The organism is Metaclostridioides mangenotii (assembly GCF_018917235.1).
Lineage (GTDB): Bacteria > Bacillota > Clostridia > Peptostreptococcales > Peptostreptococcaceae > Metaclostridioides.
The window spans coordinates 115,545-137,638 of the sequence record NZ_JAHLOF010000002.1; the positions used below are offsets into that span (position 1 = coordinate 115,545).

General features: G+C 29.9%; 21 protein-coding genes. 8 read left to right on the plus strand and 13 right to left on the minus strand.

Going from position 1 to position 22,094, the window contains the following annotated elements; genetic code table 11:
* Positions 1–7 precede the first annotated feature (7 nt).
* The 6 genes from KQI18_RS03855 to KQI18_RS03880 all read right to left on the minus strand — a co-directional run bounded on the left by KQI18_RS03855 (position 8) and on the right by KQI18_RS03880 (position 4,809).
* Positions 8–424 (minus strand): flavodoxin, encoded by a 417-nt coding sequence (locus KQI18_RS03855; protein ID WP_216466366.1) that lies wholly within the window; start codon positions 422–424, stop codon positions 8–10.
* Between the two features lie 108 nt (positions 425–532).
* Positions 533–1,252, minus strand: coding sequence for an MBL fold metallo-hydrolase (locus KQI18_RS03860; RefSeq protein ID WP_216466367.1), 720 nt, complete (start codon positions 1,250–1,252; stop codon positions 533–535).
* A gap of 232 nt (positions 1,253–1,484) precedes the next feature.
* Positions 1,485–2,468: an NrtA/SsuA/CpmA family ABC transporter substrate-binding protein gene (locus KQI18_RS03865; RefSeq protein ID WP_216466368.1), complete on the minus strand. Its 984-nt coding sequence runs from the start codon at positions 2,466–2,468 to the stop codon at positions 1,485–1,487.
* Between the two features lie 16 nt (positions 2,469–2,484).
* Positions 2,485–3,216, minus strand: a complete 732-nt coding sequence (locus KQI18_RS03870) for an ABC transporter ATP-binding protein (protein ID WP_216466369.1) — start codon at positions 3,214–3,216, stop codon at positions 2,485–2,487.
* The gene (locus KQI18_RS03875; RefSeq protein WP_236887636.1) at positions 3,209–3,994 is read right to left on the minus strand and encodes an ABC transporter permease; all 786 of its coding nucleotides are present in this window, start codon (positions 3,992–3,994) and stop codon (positions 3,209–3,211) included. Before KQI18_RS03875 ends, KQI18_RS03870 begins: the two co-directional genes overlap by 8 nt.
* Before the next feature lie 254 nt (positions 3,995–4,248).
* Complete coding sequence (locus KQI18_RS03880; RefSeq protein WP_216466370.1) at positions 4,249–4,809, minus strand: nitroreductase family protein; 561 nt, start codon at positions 4,807–4,809, stop codon at positions 4,249–4,251.
* Positions 4,810–5,255: 446 nt separating this feature from the next.
* On the opposite strand from KQI18_RS03880, the gene ybaK reads away from it, so the two are divergent.
* Positions 5,256–5,726 (plus strand): Cys-tRNA(Pro) deacylase, encoded by a 471-nt coding sequence (ybaK, locus tag KQI18_RS03885; RefSeq protein ID WP_216466371.1) that lies wholly within the window; start codon positions 5,256–5,258, stop codon positions 5,724–5,726.
* Between the two features lie 145 nt (positions 5,727–5,871).
* Here ybaK and KQI18_RS03890 read toward each other — a convergent pair whose 3' ends face one another.
* The 5 genes from KQI18_RS03890 to KQI18_RS03910 form a co-directional block, all read right to left on the minus strand.
* Positions 5,872–6,354 carry a C-GCAxxG-C-C family protein gene (locus tag KQI18_RS03890; protein ID WP_216466372.1) on the minus strand — a complete coding sequence of 161 codons (483 nt, stop codon included), beginning with the start codon at positions 6,352–6,354 and terminating at the stop codon, positions 5,872–5,874.
* Positions 6,355–6,408: 54 nt separating this feature from the next.
* Positions 6,409–7,344, minus strand: a complete 936-nt coding sequence (locus tag KQI18_RS03895; RefSeq protein ID WP_216466373.1) for a TDT family transporter — start codon at positions 7,342–7,344, stop codon at positions 6,409–6,411.
* Positions 7,345–7,546: 202 nt separating this feature from the next.
* Positions 7,547–8,785, minus strand: coding sequence for a diaminopimelate decarboxylase family protein (locus KQI18_RS03900; RefSeq protein ID WP_216466374.1), 1,239 nt, complete (start codon positions 8,783–8,785; stop codon positions 7,547–7,549).
* Between the two features lie 64 nt (positions 8,786–8,849).
* Positions 8,850–9,515, minus strand: a complete 666-nt coding sequence (locus KQI18_RS03905; protein WP_216466375.1) for an ABC transporter ATP-binding protein — start codon at positions 9,513–9,515, stop codon at positions 8,850–8,852.
* 11 nt (positions 9,516–9,526) lie between these two features.
* Positions 9,527–12,097, minus strand: coding sequence for an ABC transporter permease (locus KQI18_RS03910; protein ID WP_216466376.1), 2,571 nt, complete (start codon positions 12,095–12,097; stop codon positions 9,527–9,529).
* Between the two features lie 204 nt (positions 12,098–12,301).
* Between KQI18_RS03910 and KQI18_RS03915 the strand changes: the two genes are divergently transcribed.
* The 6 genes from KQI18_RS03915 (at position 12,302) to hcp (ending at position 18,993) form a co-directional block, all read left to right on the plus strand.
* Positions 12,302–13,240: a sensor histidine kinase gene (locus KQI18_RS03915; protein ID WP_236887637.1), complete on the plus strand. Its 939-nt coding sequence runs from the start codon at positions 12,302–12,304 to the stop codon at positions 13,238–13,240.
* A 15-nt stretch (positions 13,241–13,255) separates the two neighbouring features.
* Complete coding sequence (locus KQI18_RS03920; protein ID WP_216466377.1) at positions 13,256–13,993, plus strand: LytR/AlgR family response regulator transcription factor; 738 nt, start codon at positions 13,256–13,258, stop codon at positions 13,991–13,993.
* 521 nt (positions 13,994–14,514) lie between these two features.
* Entirely contained in the window at positions 14,515–15,408 is an 894-nt protein-coding gene (locus KQI18_RS03925) for an ABC transporter permease (RefSeq protein ID WP_216466378.1), read from the plus strand.
* Positions 15,395–16,150: an ABC transporter ATP-binding protein gene (locus KQI18_RS03930; RefSeq protein WP_216466379.1), complete on the plus strand. Its 756-nt coding sequence runs from the start codon at positions 15,395–15,397 to the stop codon at positions 16,148–16,150. The genes KQI18_RS03925 and KQI18_RS03930 overlap by 14 nt, the downstream gene beginning before the upstream one ends.
* Before the next feature lie 78 nt (positions 16,151–16,228).
* On the plus strand, positions 16,229–17,239 hold the full coding sequence (locus KQI18_RS03935) for an ABC transporter substrate-binding protein (RefSeq protein WP_216466380.1): 1,011 nt from the start codon (positions 16,229–16,231) through the stop codon (positions 17,237–17,239).
* A gap of 95 nt (positions 17,240–17,334) precedes the next feature.
* Entirely contained in the window at positions 17,335–18,993 is a 1,659-nt protein-coding gene (gene hcp, locus KQI18_RS03940) for a hydroxylamine reductase (RefSeq protein WP_216466381.1), read from the plus strand.
* Positions 18,994–19,139: 146 nt separating this feature from the next.
* Here hcp and KQI18_RS03945 read toward each other — a convergent pair whose 3' ends face one another.
* Both KQI18_RS03945 and KQI18_RS03950 read right to left on the minus strand, forming a co-directional pair.
* Positions 19,140–19,877 (minus strand): alpha/beta hydrolase, encoded by a 738-nt coding sequence (locus KQI18_RS03945; protein WP_216466382.1) that lies wholly within the window; start codon positions 19,875–19,877, stop codon positions 19,140–19,142.
* A gap of 18 nt (positions 19,878–19,895) precedes the next feature.
* Positions 19,896–20,753 carry a helix-turn-helix domain-containing protein gene (locus KQI18_RS03950; protein WP_216466383.1) on the minus strand — a complete coding sequence of 286 codons (858 nt, stop codon included), beginning with the start codon at positions 20,751–20,753 and terminating at the stop codon, positions 19,896–19,898.
* A gap of 252 nt (positions 20,754–21,005) precedes the next feature.
* Between KQI18_RS03950 and KQI18_RS03955 the strand changes: the two genes are divergently transcribed.
* A complete protein-coding gene (locus KQI18_RS03955; RefSeq protein WP_216466384.1) occupies positions 21,006–22,094 on the plus strand; it encodes a FecCD family ABC transporter permease in 1,089 nt (362 codons plus the stop codon).

Here is a 22,094-nt window from a genome sequence, read left to right on the forward strand (position 1 = left end):
ATTTTACTTACTTAGCAATATCCCTTCCAAACTCTTTGCACTTCTCAGAACCTTCTGCATCTGGATCTTCATTTACAATTAGACCATCGTCAATTAAAATAGCTCCGTATCCAGACATTCTATCTTGCCATTCTCTCATCCATTGTCCATCTCCCCATCCATATGATCCAAATAAAGCAACTTTTTTGTTTGCAACCTTACTTGCAATGCTATCTATAAACGGTTCGAATTCTCCTTCTTCTAAAACCTCATCACCCATAGCTGAGCAACCTAGGATAACTATTTCTTCATCATCAAATATATCAGGATTTGCATCACTTACACTTATTACTTCTGCTTTTTTACCACTTTCTTCTATTCCTGATGCGATTAATTTTGCCATTGTTTCTGTATTTCCTGTTCCTGACCAATATACTATTTTCATAACATAGCCTCCATATTTATTTAATAATTAATATTGAAATTCATTCTCAAATACATTTTAAAGCAGATTTTTTAAATTGTCAATATAAATTTAAAATAAAAAAAGAATCTATATTCTTTTTATAGATTCTTTTATATTCTTTGCGCATTCTCCACCGTGATAACAAATTATTTTTTCAATATCATAATTTAGTAATTTTTTAGCAGATTTTTTAGCAAGTCTATTATCAATATTTGTTTTTGGATTTGCAGTTAAAATTCGCCCTTTATAAAGAACTAGCGCATCTCCAGTGACAAGAGTTTTACTCTCTTTAAGATAAACAGATATATGTCCCGGCATATGACCTGGAGTTGATATTATTTCTATACCACCACACCAGTCAAATGTATCTCCACCAGTTACACATCTATCTATATTAACTTTTTTAAGTATATTATATTTTCTTTTAGAATGCTCACTCATTGCCCTATCAGTTCTCGACATCGAATGTCTTCTCGCTCTGGCATTTACGACTCTTATTGAAGTTTCCTCTCCACTTATAAATCTCTTATCATAAGACGATGAAATAGTTTCAATATGTGGGTATTTCTCTTTAAATTCCGCTAAAGCACCAAAATGATCAAAATCATGGTGTGTAACTATGATCTTTGTAAGTTTACCTAAATCAATTCCTTTTTTTTGTGCAGCATACTCCAACAATTCTAAACTACCAGGATATCCACAATCTATCATTACCATTTCTTTATTATCGCTAATTATTGCAGGGAAAACTCTATCAACATGCTTATTTAGTATAAAGTCTAATTCTAAAACTGTAATTTTACTCATTTTGTCATCCTCTCAGTGATGTTAATTTGTACAAATTATTCATCTATTAAATTAATATTTATCTCTTAATCAGATTTACTGATTTAGAACTATTTAGTAATTAAAAATAGCCAATAATAAATTATATCACCTTTTATACAATATGAGCAATACTAGTAATACCAATAAGTCTGTTATTTTATTATCGATTTTTAAATTGCTTTTTTTGTTCAATTCAATCAATTTTTGTCTTTTATTTGTTTTTATATATTAATTTTTGAATATCTATCTCTTTATCTTGCATTTTGTTCTTTATAAGAAAATCTTGAGTATCTTCTAGCGACTTAATGTCTTTATCAGTAATATCGATATTAAAATCGTACCAAGAATACATTTCTTTTGTTTCCTCTACAGTAAGTCCGACTTCTTTTGATACTTTTTTAATTGCCTCTTCATTATTTTTATCCATATAATCTAAAGTTTCTTTTTCTACATTTTTAAATCTTTCTACTACCTCAGGATACTTATCAGCGAAAGTTTTGCTAACTGCAGTAACTATTACACCATCGACTAAACCTTCGCCACTTGTAACCATCTTTGATCCAGAGTTTAAAGCTTTTAGAGCTGCTGGTCCTGCGACAAGTGCAGCATCCACACTATCATCAGAAAGAGCTGCTGTTGCTTCTGGAATACCCATATTTAAATATTCTACATCGTCTATACTTTTACCATCTTTATTAAGTGCAGCAATTAAAACTTGGTGTAGTATAGTTCCTTTTGGACCTGCTACTTTTTTACCAACTAAGTCCTTTGCAGATTTAATTGAATCGTCATTTGTAACTATCATAAACCCTTTTGGTGATCTACTGTATGTATTTATTATCTCTAAATCAACTCCATTTGACGCTGCTATTATAGCTGATGTTCCACCTAGTGCGTGGAGAATGTCAATCTCACCTGCAGCAAGAGCTTGTGTTTGGTCTGGTCCTGCAGTTATTTCATGAAAATTTACTTTTATATTCTCTTTTCTAAACTCTTTCCCAAACAAATCATCTTGTTTTTGTAGTATAGATGGTACATTCAGGGGAGCTTTTACATATGTAACATTTATTTCTTTTGGATAAGATACTGTCTTTTCTACTTTTTCTTTATCATTATTCTCTGTCTTTGAACACCCTACTGTAACTACAGTAAGTGCTAATATTGTAATACCTGATAATATTTTCTTGAATTTCATATGAATCTCTCCTTTTTTATATTTTTAGCAAACTCAAGATTTCTTTTTTTAGATTTATAAAGTATTCATTAGTTAAATCTCTCGTGTAACTTTTATCTATATAAAACTCTTTAACCCAGCTATTTCCGGTAAAAACAATTATTTTTTTACCTATTTTAAGTGCTTCTTCAATATCGTGAGTAACAAAAACTACACCTTTGTCAGTTGTTTCGTGTACTTTTATTACCTCATTTTGCATGTCAATTCTTGTAAAATAATCTAGTGAAGAAAACGGCTCGTCCATTAGCAAAATATCCGGATTAAACGATAAAGCTCTTGCAATACTTACTCTTTGAGCCATACCCCCAGAAAGTTCATTTGGATATGCTTTTTTAAATTTCTGTAAGTTCATTATATCTAAGTACTTATCTAAATCATTATTTTTGTTTTTAAATTCTCTGTTCCTGTGAAACAAAATATTCTCGCTTATATTTAGCCAATCCATAAGCCTACTCTCTTGAAATACAAAACCAACCTTTGGTTTACACTCAATTCCATTTTTTATAAAAGATATTTTACCACTACTTACATCTTCCAAGTATGCTATGAGCCTTAACAATGTGGTTTTTCCACATCCGCTAGCCCCTAAAACTACAGTTATATCTCTTGTATCAATTTCTAAAGATAAATTATCTAAAACTACGTGAATTTCTCCATCTACTAAGTAACTTTTGCAAACAGAATCTATAAGATAGCCAGAATTAATCATATGAACCCACAGCCTTTCTTTTTCCAACCTTATTTACTAATCTAGTAAATACACGGTCAGTAATTATACCCAAAGCACCAATTACAATAATTCCAACTATTACAACATCTGTCCTAGACAATTCTTTGCCATCAGATATGAGGTAACCAAGACCAGAAGATGCCGCTATTAATTCTGCACCAATTATGGCTCTAAAGCTATATCCAAGTGATAACTTTAAACCTATAGCAATATCTAAAATTGCATTTGGTATTATTATCTTTAAAATTATTTGAAGATCTGAAAGTTCAAATATCTTACCCACTTCAATTAGCTTTGGATCACAGTCTCTAATTCCTTTTAATGTGTTCGTAAATATTGGGAAAAACGACGCTAAAACTATTATTATTATCTTTGACCCCTCACCTATTCCAAACCATAGTATAAGCATTGGAATCAACGCTAGTGGTGGCGTATTTCTGATAAAATTTAATAGAGGTCTAAAGTACTCGTAAGCTTTTTTATTTAAACCAAATAATATTCCAAGAGGAATTCCTAATAAAGCACTAATCAAAAATCCTATAATAACTCTTTTAAAGCTCACAAATATATTTATAATTAAACTACCATCAATTATCATATTTACAAAAGTATTAAATACTTTTTCTGGAGGCGGCAGTATATAGCTATTCCATATTCCCATAAAGGTAACAACCTTCCATGAGATCAAGATTATTATAAATACTATAGCACCTTTGAAATTGTACGAATATGATGAGCTTTTCTTTTTTTCTATCATAAAAACAACCTCCATTAGCCGACTATTTTTATAGTAAAATAAACTATGAATTATAACAAATTTATAAACAAACCATTAAACCGCCAATTATTTATACCCCTTTTATTTATTTTAAATTATTATTTCAAAAAATAAAAGTACCTAAAGCTAGTCTACAAATTGTTTCAACAAAGCTCTAGATACTTATATGCTTCTATAAATTAATCTTACTTTAATATATAAATCTAATAGAATAAAATAATATTGCTATTATATTATTTACAATAAAAAACTTTCGGTTCTTTTCTAACAGGTGGATCTAACTCTTTTTTCATATATCCCATTGTAAGAGTTGTAACTAGACTATAATTTTCAGGCACATTGTACTTTTCTTTAAACTCTTTAGTATCGCAAACATCTTCGGCAAAACCTATCCAACATGTAGCAATACCCATAGAATGAGCAGCGAGCATTATATTACTAGCAGCCAATGTGCAATCGTAAACATGCCAATGAGAATTTGTATTCCCGTAAATAAGCAATAAATAAGGACTTCTATACAATAGATCCATTTTAGGATTATGTAACCATGATTCATACTGTTTAAAATAAGGTAGATTCTCTAAATTTTCTGCTACATATTTCTTAATTTCAAGATTTAATTTTTCAATCTCTTCCTTATCTTTAATAATTACAAATCCCCAAGGTTGTTCATTTGATCCTGTTGCGGCTTTAACTCCAAGATTTAAAAGTTCGTTAAATGTGTCGTCAGTTATTTCTTGATCAGTATAAGAACGACCACTTCTTTTACTGCTAATGCACTCTAAAATATCCATAATTCACACCTCTTTACATTATTTATTTAGCTTTAAACCCTATATTTACTTAAATAAACTGCAAATATCTCTATGACAATTATATATTAGAAACTAAGAGTTGTAAAATGATTGCATACATATTTCTTGTAAAAATTTAGTACATTATAAAAAAATATGTATTATTCTCGAATGATTATACATATTTGATCAATTTATTTCGACTTTTCAGTTTTTTTGTCATGTTCCTATTTCACGATTGCAGTAGACTATACGTCTTAACTATTTATTTAATCGTCAATTATACTGATAATATCTTTATTGATCCGTCTACTGAATAGTGCTTATTAAATTGTTTATGATTTGCATAAGTTACTTTAATTTCACTTCTATTGAGATTTAAATAAAGCTGATATTGTGTATAATAGAAATATATAAATAAAGATGTTCTATTGGAGGTATTATATATGAATCAAAAGACAAATGTTATGAGATTATTAGATGGAAAGAAAATAGATTATAAATACCATACATATGTTGATACTGATGCAATAAGTGGTATTGAAGTTGCTACTGTGTTAGGACAAGATCCTAAATGTGTTTTTAAGACTTTGGTAACAGTAGGTAAATCTAAGCAAAACTATGTATTTGTAGTTCCTGTTGAGAAAGACCTCGATCTTAAAAAAGCAGCGCAAAGTGTAGGTGAAAAATCTGTAGCTATGATAAAATCAAAAGACCTATTAGGTTTAACAGGGTATATTCACGGTGGATGTTCTCCTATAGGTATGAAAAAATTACTCTCAACAGTAATTGATATTAGCTCAGAAAACCTTGAAACAATTATTGTAAGTGGTGGTAAAATAGGCTACCAGGTCGAACTTACTTTGGACGATCTAAAGAAATTAGTCAATTTTAAACTTTGTGATATTACTGATTAAACTAACTAGTTTAAATATACTAGTTAGTTTTTAATCCAATTTAAAGCTGTATAAATAAAAATAAAACAGTCCTAAAAACTTAAAATAATTTTTAGGACTGTTATATTTCAAATAATTGTATTCTATTTTCTGATACTACTATTTACTATTTTATTTCCATTTTTCCATCATCAATAAGCTTATCAGCAACCCATTCAGCTACTTGTCCAGTTATTTTTATACAATGTTTTTTTCTCTCTGGAGACATAAAATTATCACCATTCCACTGTTTAGTTATAACTCTACAACATGTAGCTCCATACTCTTTTTTAATAAAATCGTGTAGGTCTTTTGATAATTCAAACATTTTTGGATCCATAGCTTGACCGTGCACTCTTCCGTAAACTATACCAAGAGCCATCTCTCCTCCAGATACAGCACCACATAGACATTGTGCTTTACCTAAACCTATTGGGAAACTTGATGCCATTTTTGTTATTTCTGGACTGAAAGGTTGTCCCAAAGCATCGTTAACAGTTTGTAATACTGCTTCTGAACAGAAGAATTCCCCTCTTTGGAAATATCCTTCAGCTGTATTTTTAATTTCTTCTAAATATTTATCCTTTGAACATACTGCATTTGATTCCATTACATTACCTCCAATATTATATTTTTTGATTTATTAGCCTTGTTTTTATCTATATTACTTTGCCTTACTCTCAACCTTTTCAGTTTTAAGTAAACTTGACATATATAAAACAAATACATATAAAACTAGACAAATAGCCAAAATTTCCTGAAATTTGACTATGTATACAAGCCAGCTTATATCACTTCCAGATTTAACTAAAAATCCATTTAGTTGTTTTGTTGCAATAGCACTTATAACCATCGGGAATGTAAAACTTGAATAGCTAGGATAAAATTTAAGCTTTAATAACTTTGGTAAGTAAGTTAAAGCTAAAATATAGAACACTATTGAAAACGCGAACAGTATATATAACATTGCTGTACTTTTATTTTCAAAAGTATTTAAATAACCTGCCAATAATAGCGATCCCGGAGCTGCTAATATAATTAATGTAGGTAGTGAGGGCTCTGGCATTTCTTTTACAACCCAAACTCTTTTTAAAACAACTGGGATAAGAGCTAGATAAGTTATAAATCCAAACCAAAATGCAACTTTACCAACTGTTATTTGTCCAAAAACGGGTGCTGTTACACTTGCTACAACTATTCCAACATAAACTATAAACCACGATGGAAATACTTTTTTTATTGAGAAATTTGACAAAAATTTCTTACTAAACAATATCAAAAGTACTATATGGCCTATAACCCCAATCCACCATATAAAAAGTCCTATTGTTGGTGATAACGGCTTTACATAAGTAGCAAATAACATTGTAGCCATAGTTATTGTTAGAAATACACTCCCTATCAAAGGATTTTCTAACTGCTCTTTAACTCCCTTTTTAAGTACTATCAACTTGATGATATAAATCGCATACAAAATAAATCCTACAGCACCAATAACATTTCTAATTGAATCTCCATAGGATTGAAGCAGGTTTCCTAAAGCAAATAGCGCTAGTATTAAACCTGCTATAGGAATAGGATATTTCTTTAACAAATTCAAATTTTACCTCCTAATTTTTTAAATTTAGTTTATGTTTTGATTATAACAAATAGATATACAATAAAGTCGAATTAGATAAAAAAATAATGTATTATAGAAAATTACAATATACTATAATACATTATCGTTAGAAACTATATTCGATTTTGTCGAAAACATTGACTTTTTATATATTACTGATTAGTTTTTATCTGTTTTTACATTAAATAATTTCTCCACTCTTTGTTAAGAAGAACTCTTGAGGTACAATCATAGAAGCAAATTGTCTTGGTGATAATACAGCTGCATAACTTCCAGCATTGGTAACTACTAAGACATCTTCAATATTTATCGTTGGTAAATCAATATCATCTGCAATAATATCCGCTGATGTACACAGATTACCAACTAGTGTTACATTTTCTCGATCTACTTTGTCTTTGTGTTTAGTTTCTGCTGAATTAGCTAGTACTATAAAATCAAATGCATTTTTTTGTGTGAACAAGGGTTCATTTCCACTTGGATTTTCATCTTTTGAATAACTCATAATCAAATGTGCAAGTGATGGTCTAATAAATCCATTTAAAGTATTATCTAGTATTACGAACTTCTTTCCGTTAGAAGTCTTTATATCTAATACCTTCGTTGCATAAACACCACTTTTACAAACAGCATAACGTCCAGTTTCTATATATATCTTAACCCCTGCTAGCTTTTCTTTAAATTGTTCTAACAGTTCAGCGGTTTGTCTACCAAGTTCTTTTGTATCGATCTCTTCATCTTTCGAAGAATAAGGTATTCCAAGTCCTGATCCTAAATTAATGAACTTAAGTTGGATACCAAGCTTATCTTGGACACTGCACGATAAATTAAACATATTTGTATAATATTTTTTCATTACTTCAACATCTAACTCTTGGCTTCTCGAATGAACATGTATCCCAACTATATTTACTCCACTAAGACTATTTATCCAATCAAAGTGTTTATAAAAATCATCTTCATCTATGCCAAACTTAGATGGCAAGCCCCTGTCTGAATAAAATGTAAAGTTTGGATTTATTCTTACACCTATTTCCACAACAATGTTCTTATCATTTGCAATAGTATTAATTCTTTCTATCTCGGTTAAACTATCCGCTATAATAATTGATTTATCTATAGAATTTAAAATATCATTATCAGACTTTCCAGGAGCAGAATAGTATATTTCGTCTTTTGAAAGCCCTAATTTACTGCCTAATAACACTTCTCCAAGGCTTGCAGCATCAGCACCAAAACCTTGTGAAAAAACACTCTTAATAACATGTTTATGTGGATTGGCTTTAATTGAATATAATAAGTTTATATCTGGAAAATGCTCCTTTAGTCGTTGTGTATACTTTAGTATAGATTTTTCGTCATATAGATAAAAGCTATTGTATTTTTGAGCCTTATTTAAAACAGCCTGTTCATTAAACATAACATTACCCCTTTATTTAAGAATTACTGTAATTTTAACATAGATAAATAGATAACGTAATGATTTAGACAATTAATCTTCCATCAACTATATTTATAATTCTATCAGCACTTTTTGATATGTTTTCGTTATGAGTTATCATAATAAGTGTTTGATTGTATTTTTTTATTGATAATTTTAGTAATTCTACTACTTCTTGAGTAGTTTTTGTATCAAGATTTCCAGTTGGTTCATCAGCTAGTATTATGCTTGGCTTTGCTGATAGAGCCCTTGCTATTGCAACCCTCTGCTGTTGCCCACCTGATAACTGATTAGGCAAATGATTTTGTCTATCTTCTAATCCTAGAGTTTTAATAATTTCATCTAAATAGTCGTTGTCTATAGGTTTATTGTCAAGTTTTAGAGGAAGTTCTATATTTTCTCTGACATTTAAAACTGGTATTAGATTGTATTGTTGAAATATGAAACCTACTTTTTGTCTTCTGTATTTTGCCAGTTCTTTATCTGAAAGGCATGATATATCTCGTCCATCTACTTTAATTGTTCCGGCACTTGATCTTTCAAGTCCGCCTATTAAGTGTAGAAACGTGCTCTTTCCACTACCACTCGGCCCTACTACTGCCACAAATTCACCCTTGTTTACAGTTAAGTTTGCATTTTGTAAAGCCCTTACTGCTGTCTCTTTTTTTCCGTATATTTTACTTAGGTTTATTGTCTCTAATATAATCATAGTTCCTCCCCCTATTCTACTATATTTATAGATTCAACTATATCTACTTTTTTGATTTTTCTCGCTGGTATGTATGTGGCAAGTAGACCTATTATTATGTTTAATCCTATGATACCTAAATATATCTTGTAGTTAACAGTAAAATCTAATCCATATCCTTCAAATCCATATGTCTTGTACATGCGGCTTTGTATTATTAGACCTCCAATTACTACAAATATACTTGAAACGGCTCCATACACTACTCCTTCAAATCCTATTATTTTTACAAAATTTTCTTCAGTTATACCAACAGCTCTTAACATCCCAAATTCATTAGTCCTAGATAATATGTTATAACTTACACTATTAAATATATTAAATATACTTATAATGAAAATTACAGCTACTATTCCATAATTATATAACATAAGCTTCTGATCCATCTTTTCACTATTTATCTTATCCTCTACCATATCTATAGTAGATGTTCCTAAGGTTTTACTTCCTATTTTTCCAAGCTTCTTATTTATAGCTTTATGATCCGCACCTTTATCCATATCTGCAAATACTATATCATAATTCTCTATACCTGTTATATTCCTAAAATAAGTATCGCTTACAATAATATCTACACCTCCACTACCAGTATAAAATCCATCATCTGCATATGGATAATCTACAATTGCCCCGACTTTAAACTCATATTCATTGTATTTATAGTTATCTTCACCTCTCCAATATTTTTGCATATTTATTTTTCCTTTTGGAACTTTCACTTTTACAGTATCTCCTATATTTATATCTACAATAGGTTTTCCATTTTTTTTACTACCCGTTGTATAATAGTCTTTATGTAGTTCAAAAACATGCGGTATATAAACAACTGCAGTGTTACTGCTTTTCATTTTATTTGTGTCTATATTCCCTTCTACCAAATATTCATTTAGCGAATTTAACATATTTTTGTCGAATCCTTTTAGTTTTTGTTTGATCGTAACTTCTTCTTTGTTATTATCTTTAAGAGTCAAACCATTTAGTACAACCTTTTCATAACCATCTGGTGGAATGTTATTATAAAAATCCATATTTAGAATCTTATCTCTATTTAAGGTCATCCTTGAATACAATACTTTTCCAGCTTTCACTTGTTTTATACCATTAATTTTATTAATCTCAGCAATTGAGTTATCATCAATACCTTGACTTTTATCTATAGATCCATGAGCAGTTAGTACAAAATCGCCATTAAATAAAGTAAGCTTATTTTGTTCCTTTCTTACTTCTTCTTTTCCACTGAAAGAATAATCTTGCTTTATAATCATAAGTCCTGCAATACTAATAGATATAATTATAATTATAAAGCTAATCTTATTTCTAAATATATTCTTAAGTGAGATTGAAAATAAAGTAGGTAATTTACTTCCTAAGAATACGCTTAGTTTACCAATTTTAACTCTTCTATTCGCACCGAAATCTCTTCTTATTGCTTCAACTGGTGAAATTTTTCTTATTCTTAAATATGTAACTATGCTAGTAAACAATATTATAAATATAATACAGCAAACAGAAAGTAGTATCACATTAACCGGTATAACAAAAGGTGTAGTTTTTAAATCACCTTCAAAACTTATATTCCCAGACAATATATTAAAAATCTGACTACTTCCCATACCAAGTAGTATTCCTATTGGAATCGCTATAGCACTAAGCGTTGTAAGTTCTAATAAAATTAATCTAAAGACTTTTATATTTGTAGATCCAACTGCTCTTAATACTCCATACTCTCTTAATCTTTGAAATACTGAAATACTAAAAATACTATATACGACCAGTCCCGCAAACAAGCTGACCATAATAGCCGTATTTCTACTCTCATAGTCTATGCTGCCATTATTCTCAACTGAAGATATAAGCATTCTATTTATACCTATATTTTTATCAGGATTTTTTATCATTATATTTTTGGATATATTCTTTATATTTTCCCTGATGTCAGTACTTTCAAAAAATTCAACATTTACAGTCATTTTTTCTAATTTTTTATTTTCGAAAGGCAAAAATATCTCACATCTACCAATACTTTTATCTTTGTATCTATCCTGTAAAATACCTACAACTTTAAAAGTTTCTGGTTTATCTTTTTCATACAACTTAAAACTAATTTCTTGATTTAATTTAGGTTCTAAACCAAGACTATTTAAAATCCAACTTTCAACTGCAACTTCATGATCTTTACTAGGAAACTTACCTTTTATTATTTTGGAATCGCTATTTAAGTAATTTTGATCCGCATAAACAAAATTAATCGGTAACTTCTCTCCTATATCCGTAGAAGCATAATATGAATTCATACCTATGCTTTTTATATCTTTACTGTTTTCTATGATTTTGACTTGCTCTTTATTAATATCTTTAAAATAAACATGATAGCCGCCTAACTCTCTCTTCATCCTGTCAAGATCCGCCTGTTGAGCACTTCTAGCTAATGTCCCTACCCCAACAATAAGTGCAGTTCCCATAACCATACTTAAAATTATTGCAATAGATCTTGCCTTATAGCTTTTTATATATTTAAACACAAGATTTAAATCATTCTTCATTTGCCTCAAATCCTCCCTTCGTATTTAACTTAATTATATAAATTTAAAAATCTTTATCAAACTTCCTATTTGCTATATTTTTCAACCAATTTGTACTAAATCACCTAACTAAACTCAATAAACTGCACTGTACTTGTAGATTTCTACTTTTTACTTATTTTTTTATAAATGATATAATTCAACTATCTAATGAAAGCGGAGGTGTTGATAATTAACACACTTGTATATCCTCTATTGACATTGGCCTTATTTATTATTGTTGGACTCATATCAAATAGATTTACATTTTTCAAAAATTTTAGTTTTATGAAAAAAGCTTGTTTTAATACAATCATATCGTTGGTGTTTAGCAGTGTATTATCAAAAGTTTACTATTATATAATTGATATATTCAGTGGTAAACTATTTTTAATAGGTCAATTTCTCACTGTTATTATAATAGTTTTGATTTTTCTGTGCATATATATAGGGTTTAAATTTATATCTTTACTAGAAAACTTAAACAAAAAAGATTTATATCTAGAAAAACAAGAAAATAAACTTGAACACAAAGATAATATAATAGCGAAACTGCGAAGTCAAAAACACGATTATCTAAAGCATCTTCAAGTGGTTTTTTCTCTTATTAATACAGACTTAACAGATGACGCTAAAGTGTACATAAAAAATATATCTGACAACTTTAAGACACAAAAATCTCGCTACGGAAATGTATCGTATATTGATGCTATCGCTGCATTAAAGTACGAAGAATGTTTACTGAAAAACATAAAATTCGACATGTACACTCAAGATTTTATTGATAATTTAAGTATATCACCAAATGAAATGAGCTCTGTACTTATTAATATAATTGACAATGCTATTGATGCTCTATCTACTGTTCCAAAGGACAATAAATACATTAAAATTTTTATATACGAAGATGAATTTCAATACGTTGTATCTATTAAAAATAATGGTCCTAAGATTTACAATACTGAGGGTATTTTTGAAGAGGGGTTCTCTACTAAAGATGGTAAAGATAGGGGTTACGGTTTGTTCTCAATTAAAAATATTCTAGAAAAAAACGGTTACTATATTTATGTAAGTAGCGATGAATTTTTGACTGAATTTACTATCTTGCTTCCAAAATACATCTAACATTACGGAGGTATTATGATTAAAGTTTTAGTTTGCGATGATGATAAAATAGTAAGAGATGACATAGAAAACATAATAAAAGAATCTAAATTAATCGACTATGTAAAAAAGGTCGATGACGGTTTAAAGGCTATAGAATTTGTAAAATATGAGAAGATTGATCTACTTATAATTGACATTGACATGCCATATAAAAATGGGATCGATGCTGCAAAAGAAATCAAGTCTATAGACGATGATGTTCATATAATATTTGTTACAGGATTTTCTGATTATAGTTTGGAAAGTTTTAAGGTTCATCCAATAGATTTTATAGTAAAACCATTTACAAAAGAAAAAATTCTAGACTCTTTAAACATTGCAATAGATCATATCAATTCACATAAAATTGCTAAAAATACCGTTATTGAAGATAGCCTATTTGTTTATAAAATTAGAAAACAAATACATATGGTAAACTTCGATGACATAGTTATGTTTGAAAAAAAATCTAGGGTTGTAAATTTATACACTAAAGATGATGAAGTAGTAAAATTTTATGAGAACTTTGATGATCTTTCACAGAGACTTCCTCCAAACTTTTTTGCAACTCACAGAAATTATATAGTCAATTTAAAACTAATACACAAAGTTATACCAACAAATAAAAATTCTCTTGTAATACGTTTTATCAACTTCCAAGAATATGCTATACTAAGCAAAGTATTAGAAAAAGATTTTTTATACAGATTCTACAGATCGAAGAAATTTTAGGTTAATTTATCTTCTTATAGCCAAAAAATAATTGAATTTATATTGAATAATGCAGTTGTCAGACAGTTATAAATTTATATATTTTTTTATAATTTATTATTGACTTATAATTTTTTCTAGATTATAATAAGTCTTAACAAAAACGGCAACAAAGATTTGCCAATAAAATAAAAAATGAATGGAGGGTAATTATGAATACTTTAATAAACAAACAAGCACGATTTAGTTTTAATAGCCAATTTATATAGGGTTTGTAACTAAGTTATTATTTTTTAAAAAATAAGACATGGATACAAGCCCCTTATGACTACCAAATTATCGGGATTGTATCTGTGTTGGCTATTTGTTTATAAGGTTCATTTTTGCCCTATATAAAGTCACACGGACTACTGTGTGGCTTTTTCGTATTTAAAAATAAAGCCACACGATATTTGTACTATGTGGTTATATAAAACTTTGAAGCCACATGGTCCCACCGTGTGGCTTTTTTGTATTCAATTTTAAAAGGAGTGTATAAATTTATGACAGGAATTATTTCAGTACTCATTCAAAGTTTAATTTTATCTATAATGGCTCTTGGAGTTTATATTACTTACAAAATTTTAGATTTTCCGGACATGACTGCAGATGGTAGCTTTTCTCTTGGTGGAGCTGTAATTGCAGTATCACTTGCAGGTGGCATGTCACCGATAGTAGGAACAATACTCGCCTTTACATGTGGATTAATAGCAGGACTTATTACTGGTATTCTGCATATAAAGTACAAAATTACTAACTTGCTTTCAGGGATTTTAGTGATGGGTATGCTCTACTCTATAAATCTAGGAATAATGGGAAAATCAAATATGCCATTGTTCACATACCAAAATCTATTTAACAGTAAATTATCTCCGTTAATACTTGCAGTAGCTTTTGCTGTTGCTTGTAAAGTAATACTCGATTTATTTTTAAAAACAGGTCTTGGTTATACATTAAAAGGAGTTGGAGATAACCCTCAGATGATAAAGTCACTTGGAGTAAATATCAACATAATTAAAACCTTAGGTCTTATGATATCTAATGGATTGATAGCACTTTCCGGTGGGTTATTTGCACAGTTTCAAGGGTTTTCTGACGTAAATATGGGGATAGGAACACTAGTGCTTGGGATAGCATCCATCATTATAGGAATATCTTTGTTTAAAAAAGTTGTAGCAATCAAAGCTACTACGGCAATTATAATCGGAACTTTTATATATCAGTTCACTATCTATCTAGCTTTAAACTTCGGTCTTGTATCCGCTGATAATCTTAAGCTAATAACATCAGTTGTAATAGTCTTATGTTTAACTATCGGAAACTCAAGTGTATTTACAAATAAACGTGAAAAAGCTAGACAAATTGAGAAAAGAGGTGTCGCAGATGTTGCAAATTAAACATGTTACAAAAACTTTTCCAAATCCTTACGGTGAGCCAAATACAATATTTAAAGATATTTCGCTTAGTGTAAGCGAAGGTGATTTTGTAAGTATAATTGGCAGTAATGGAACTGGTAAATCTACACTCTTAAATATAATCTCTGGATATTTAAAAGAAACTAATGGAGACATTGTGCTTGATAATGAAAATTTAACTAAACTTCCAGAACATAAAAAAACTCAAATAATAAGCCGAGTTTTCCAAGATCCAGGTATGGGCACTTGCCCATCAATGACTGTAAGAGAGAATATCTCATTAGCTCTCAACAAAGGTAAATTACTCAACTTTAAAAAATGTCTTAGGCATAATACTGATATTATTGAAAAACTTTTAGAAGGTGTATCTCTAGATCTCAAGAGATTTTTAGATGTAGAGGTTAGATATTTGTCAGGCGGTCAAAGGCAAGCTCTATCCCTAATAATGTCAAGTATTACAAATCCAAAACTCCTACTTTTAGATGAACATACGGCAGCATTAGATCCTAAGACTTCAAATGAAATCATTGAGCTTACAGATAAAATAGTAAGAGAAAAACACATCACTACACTTATGGTAACTCATAACTTAAAACATGCCATCGAATATGGTAACAGACTTATAATGCTCCATAAAGGAGAAATTGTCTTAGATATAAGAGGTGACGAAAAGAAAAATATCACTATTGAAGAAATTTTAGATAAATTTGAATATGCAGTTTAAGGTAAACAAGAAAACTAATATAAAATTTAAAATAAATTAGTAATTAAAATAATCACAACAAAAATGGAGGGTAACTATATGAAGGTATCAAAAAAATTATCGAGTTTATTACTAGCTGGAACTCTTGGCATAACAGTGCTTACTGGATGTTCTAATAATTCATCAAATGGAGAAAAAAAGAATGGTAGTAAGGAAGTACAAACAATTGGAATAACACAACTTGTTGAACACCCGTCTCTTGATAAAGCTAGGGAAGGATTCATAAAAGCTTTAGAAGACAATGGGTATAAAGACGGCAATAATATAAAAATCGACTATCAGAATGCACAAAATGCTATTCCAACGACACAAACCATAGCGTCTAAATTTGTTTCTGATAAAAAAGATTTAATATATGCAATTTCTACTCCTTCTGCACAAGCAGCTTACAACGCGACTAAAGATATCCCTATTATGATAACTGCAGTAACCGATCCTGTAGAAGCTGGACTTGTAAAATCATTAGAAGAACCAGGCGGTAATGTATCTGGAACATCAGATTATATTTCAATAGATAAAAACTTAGAACTTGTAAAGAAATTCGCCCCTAAAGCAAAAACAATAGGCGTTCTTTACAACACAAGTGAAGTAAACTCTAAAATCCAGGTTGATAATTTGAAAAAATACGCAGCTAGAAACAATTACACTGTAGTTGAAAAGGGAGTTTCAGCTTCAAATGAAGTAAATCAAGCTATGTCGAGCCTAGTTGGTAAGATTGATGTTCTTTATGTTCCAACTGATAACTTAATAGTTTCATCAATGCCAATTGTTTCTAAAATAGCCAACAGCAACAAAATTCCAGTTCTAGCTAGTGAAGAGGGCTCTGTATCTAGTGGTGCTCTTGCATGCCAGGGTATTGATTACGAAAAACTTGGATACAAGTCTGGAGAGTTAGCTGTTAAAGTATTGAAAGGGGAGGACATTTCTAATATTTCAATTGCTACACTTAATGAAACTCAAATCATTGTAAATGAAGAAACTTTAAAAGCTCTTTCACTTAATAAACCAAAAGACGATAATTTTGTATATATTAAAACTCAAAACGAATAAGTTTTATAAAATACCTTAAATTCGATTATAAAATACCGAACAATTGGAAATACATATATATAAGTAAATTATTTAAAAGGAAGGTATATATATATATGGAAAATTCAATGTTTTGCTACCAGTGTGAACAAACCGTTGGTGGTAAAGGATGCACAAAAGTAGGTGTTTGTGGTAAAACTCCAAATATTGCAAATCTGCAAGATTTATTGCTTTATCAACTAAAAGGTATTTCATCATACGCAATGCTTCTAATCAATAAGGGTGAAAAAATAGACAAAGATGTAGTTTCATTTGTAGAAGATAGCTTATTTATGACTTTAACAAATGTTAACTTCGATGGCGACTCACATGAAAAAATGCTGAGAAAATCTCAAGAGATTAAGCAAAATCTTAGAGAAAAAACTGGAGAAACTTTAAGTGACAACGAATATGCGAGTTATAATTTAAGCGAAAGTAGAAGTCAAATGTTAGAAGATGCTGTTAGGGCTGGTATAATGTTTGACCAAAATTTAGATGCAGATATTCGTTCACTTAGACAGACAATTGTTTATGGATTAAAAGGAATTAGCGCTTACAGTCATCAAGCTAGACAACTTGGTTTTTATAGCGATCAAGTCGATGAATTTTTCTTTAGAGCATTATCAACAATCATTGATGACGATATTTCATTAGAAGATCTAATAACTTTTACTATGAAAACCGGAGAAATAGCCGTTGCTACAATAGAAAAACTAGATGAAGCTAATACAACTATTTATAAAAATCCAGAACCTCAAAAAGTAAATGTTAAACTTAAAAAAGGACCATTTATTGTTGTTTCAGGACATGATCTGAAAGACCTGGAAATGTTACTTAAACAAACTGAAGGAAAAGGTATAAATATTTACACTCACGGTGAAATGATTCCATGTCATGGATACCCTGAACTAAATAAATACAAACATCTTGCAGGAAACTATGGAGGTGCTTGGCAAGACCAACAAAAAGAGTTTGATAATCTGCCAGGATGCGTACTAATGACTACAAACTGCTTGATGAAACCTAGGGAATCATACAAAGATAGAATCTTTACAACTAGTGTTGTAGGCTGGGATGGCGTAAAATATATAGGCAAAAAAGAAGGCGGAGAGAAAGATTTCTCTGAAATAATAAATAAAGCATTAGAACTTGGTGGGTACGACGAAGATCAAGAACCACATGAAATACTAGTTGGATTTGGACACAAAGCAACACTTAGCAATGCACCTGCTATAGTGGATGCTGTGAAATCAGGAAAGTTAAGACACTTCTTCTTAATTGGCGGATGTGATGGAGCTAGACCTGGTAGAAACTATTACACAGACTTTGCTAAACAGGTTCCAGAAGATTGTATTATCCTAACACTTGCTTGCGGAAAATACAGGTTCAACAAACTTGACTTCGGTGAAGTTGCTGGTCTACCAAGACTTCTAGATATAGGTCAATGTAATGATGCTTACTCAGCTGTTAAAATAGCGCTTGCTCTATCAGATGCATTTGATACGGATGTAAATGGACTTCCACTTTCTATCATTTTATCTTGGTATGAACAAAAAGCAGTTGCTGATTTACTTGCATTGCTATCATTGGGCATAAAAGATATTTATCTTGGACCAACGCTACCAGCATTTATAAGTCCAAATGTTCTACAATATCTAGTAGATACTTTTAACTTAAATACAATAAGTACTCCTGAAAAAGATCTTGCTACTTGTTTAGGTGTACCTGCAAAATAATAATATATAAACAAATAAAATGGATATCCTATCAATTGTAAAATTGATAGGATATCCATTTTTTAGTACGGTAATTTCACTATTTCAAATTTCTGATTTAATATCCATTAAATAATTTGCTATTTTAATAAATATTAATTTATACACTAAAATTTACCTAAATAATTTATTGCCTTTTTGTACCTATTTAGTATATTTTCATTATGACTATAATTATCCCATTCAAGAGTTACGTTAAGTTTTCCTAATTTTGAACTAAATATCTTATACGATTTTTCAACACACTGAACAATATCTTTCTGAGCTGTGAATTTTTTGCTTCCTTCTTTTAGACCAGCAATCATAAAAATATTGATCTCATCGTTTAGTATTATATTATCCTCTATAAAATCAAGCCACCCTTTATACCACTGTGAGCCACATATACTTACAATTTTACCAAAACATGAGTATTTATAGATGGAAAACAAAGATATTAGTCCACCTAATGAGTATCCGATCATAGAGGTGTCCTCAACTAACGTGCTTGTATTAAAATTACTGTCTATAAATGGTTTTAATTCTTCAACTATAAAGGATAAATACTCTTCCCCTCCACCCTCAAAAGGTTTAAATTTTTCAACTAATGATGGTGCCTTCCATGGTGTGTATTCACTCAACCTATCTTTTGGTGATATTCCAACTATAATATGATCTTTAAAAAAATCATGTTTTTTATATTCTTCTATATCTGTCATAATTTCATTTAAAAGTTTTTTAACCGTATCCCCATCATGTAAATATACAACCGGATACCTCTTATCTTCAAATTTATTATAGGAATTTGGGAGATAAACAAAAATTTCTCTCCCAAAATCGTCGAAATCTATAAGTTTACCTTTCAATGTCTACACCTCTCAACCTTAATTGTGGTTTCTCTTTTTCACCTTACTAGGTGATATTCCAAAATTTTTCTTAAATAACCTACTAAAGTAAAACTCATCCGTATAACCAACCGCCTCCGACACTTTTTTTACTGAATAACCCTCTTGTTCCAAAAGATTTGTTGCTACACTCATCCTATATTTGATTAGATAGTCTATAGGTCTTGTTTTAGTGTACTTATAAAACAAATACGATATTCTACTTGATTTAACGCCAAATAATGTCTCCAATTTAGTTAGAGAAATTTCCTCCATATAGTTTTCAGTTATGTATTTAATTACTGATGATACAAGCGATCGCTCATCTGAATAATGTTTATTAGAAAATCCCTCAAATAAATCCTTTAAAAATATATTCACTCTTAATTGTAATTTAAGATTTGAAATAAGCTCGGGTTCATAAGAAATCTCTAAAATCTTATGTAATTTATCTATTATATCTATATAATTATCAACTTCCATTTCGAATACTGTGTTCATATAATTAGTTGTGGTTTTAGATCTAGGATCTGAACTGTAATAAATATTAATATGCTCGAATGGATCATCTCCTAATACTTCAAATGATATTTTTTTATTTGGGCACGCATGTATAAGTTTACCTGGCTCTGCGACATACTGTTCATTATTCAAAGTTATATTTGCTCGTCCACTAATTGGAAAAATAAAAGCAGATAAATTTGTATAGTAACTATTCCTATCTAAACTTTTTTTCTTCACAAAATAACCTACTCTAACAACTTGATATGGATCATTATTAAATTCTGCCAATATATCATGCGCTTTTTCTGAATAACTTTTATTTTGCTTTTTTATATACCTTATTTCTGTATTCATCTTTTTTCTAACTCCTTTCGTTAAGATATCATTAATCTATACTCTGTTATATTGAAACATTAAAAAATAGTCTATGTTTTTTTAATATTTGTCCATCTTTTTAAAATTGTTTATTCAAACTTAATACTTGGTGTACTATAATAATCTTTGTAATTGATAAACATTATCAAATATTTATTTGTGTAGATGATAAAGCTTATCATTTACTTATTATATTATACACCTTGTGTATATTCAAGAAGGGAGAAATTAATGGAAAACATTCAATCTGCATCATTTAAAACAAGCCAGTACAAAAAAAATATTTTTTATACATTGTTATTTTTCCTGGTTATAATCTTATTGATATCAATTGTAATCTCTGTTTCTAAAGGTTCTTTAAATATAGATCCATCAACCTCATATGATATTTTAAAAAATAAACTCTTTGGTCTTGGCAACGCAAATGATGTTATAAATGATGCAAATTATAACATAATCTGGATGATAAGATTTCCTAGGGTAATACTTGCACTTATTGTAGGAGCAGGACTTGCTCTTTGTGGAACTATTATGCAAGCTACAGTTCAAAACCCTTTAGCTGAACCATATATACTTGGAATATCATCTGGAGCTTCCCTGGGAGCAACATTTTCAATTATGTTGGGCATTGGATCTTTTAACTTACTCACAATAAATGGCACATCTTTTTGGGCATTTATAGGAGCTCTTTTTTCTGCAACAATGGTTTTACTATTGTCGTCACTTGGAGGTAAAATATCATCAGCCAAACTAGTTCTTTCAGGAACTGTTGTTAACGCTCTTTGCAACGCTTTATCTAATTTTATTATTTCTATGGCCAGTAATGCTGATGGTATGCAATCAGTAAAATTCTGGACTATGGGATCTCTTGCAGGGGCAAAGTGGGGAAATATTCTCTTTCCTTCAATAATAGTTGTTGCTAGCTGTCTTTTCTTCTTATTACAATCTAGAAATCTCAACTTATTACTTATGGGAGATGAATCAGCTATTACACTTGGGATAAATCTAGTATTTTATAGAAGACTCTACATGATAATAACCTCTTTACTTACAGGCGTTTTAGTGTCTGTATGTGGAATAATTGGTTTCGTCGGTCTAATCATTCCTCATATAACTAGGTCACTTGTAGGATCTGACCATAAAAAACTGACTCCTATCTCTATACTACTTGGGTCTATATTTATGATTTGGGCAGATGTATTAGCTAGAACTATAATTCCTAACTCCGAACTTTCAATAGGAATAATTACTGCTCTAGTAGGATCGCCATTCTTTGTATACATCCTGCTTAAGCGAAGTTATGGATTTGGAGAAAAATAG

Bases quoted from the DNA above. Each gene is read 5' to 3' on its own strand.
- KQI18_RS03855 (WP_216466366.1), bottom strand. From the start codon at position 424: ATGAAAATAGTATATTGGTCAGGAACAGGAAATACAGAAACAATGGCA.
- KQI18_RS03860 (WP_216466367.1), bottom strand. From the start codon at position 1,252: ATGAGTAAAATTACAGTTTTAGAATTAGACTTTATACTAAATAAGCAT.
- KQI18_RS03865 (WP_216466368.1), bottom strand. From the start codon at position 2,468: ATGAAATTCAAGAAAATATTATCAGGTATTACAATATTAGCACTTACT.
- KQI18_RS03870 (WP_216466369.1), bottom strand. From the start codon at position 3,216: ATGATTAATTCTGGCTATCTTATAGATTCTGTTTGCAAAAGTTACTTA.
- KQI18_RS03875 (WP_236887636.1), bottom strand. From the start codon at position 3,994: ATGATAGAAAAAAAGAAAAGCTCATCATATTCGTACAATTTCAAAGGT.
- KQI18_RS03880 (WP_216466370.1), bottom strand. From the start codon at position 4,809: ATGGATATTTTAGAGTGCATTAGCAGTAAAAGAAGTGGTCGTTCTTAT.
- ybaK (WP_216466371.1), top strand. From the start codon at position 5,256: ATGAATCAAAAGACAAATGTTATGAGATTATTAGATGGAAAGAAAATA.
- KQI18_RS03890 (WP_216466372.1), bottom strand. From the start codon at position 6,354: ATGGAATCAAATGCAGTATGTTCAAAGGATAAATATTTAGAAGAAATT.
- KQI18_RS03900 (WP_216466374.1), bottom strand. From the start codon at position 8,785: ATGTTTAATGAACAGGCTGTTTTAAATAAGGCTCAAAAATACAATAGC.
- KQI18_RS03905 (WP_216466375.1), bottom strand. From the start codon at position 9,515: ATGATTATATTAGAGACAATAAACCTAAGTAAAATATACGGAAAAAAA.
- KQI18_RS03910 (WP_216466376.1), bottom strand. From the start codon at position 12,097: ATGAAGAATGATTTAAATCTTGTGTTTAAATATATAAAAAGCTATAAG.
- KQI18_RS03920 (WP_216466377.1), top strand. From the start codon at position 13,256: ATGATTAAAGTTTTAGTTTGCGATGATGATAAAATAGTAAGAGATGAC.
- KQI18_RS03925 (WP_216466378.1), top strand. From the start codon at position 14,515: ATGACAGGAATTATTTCAGTACTCATTCAAAGTTTAATTTTATCTATA.
- KQI18_RS03930 (WP_216466379.1), top strand. From the start codon at position 15,395: ATGTTGCAAATTAAACATGTTACAAAAACTTTTCCAAATCCTTACGGT.
- KQI18_RS03935 (WP_216466380.1), top strand. From the start codon at position 16,229: ATGAAGGTATCAAAAAAATTATCGAGTTTATTACTAGCTGGAACTCTT.
- hcp (WP_216466381.1), top strand. From the start codon at position 17,335: ATGGAAAATTCAATGTTTTGCTACCAGTGTGAACAAACCGTTGGTGGT.
- KQI18_RS03950 (WP_216466383.1), bottom strand. From the start codon at position 20,753: ATGAATACAGAAATAAGGTATATAAAAAAGCAAAATAAAAGTTATTCA.
- KQI18_RS03955 (WP_216466384.1), top strand. From the start codon at position 21,006: ATGGAAAACATTCAATCTGCATCATTTAAAACAAGCCAGTACAAAAAA.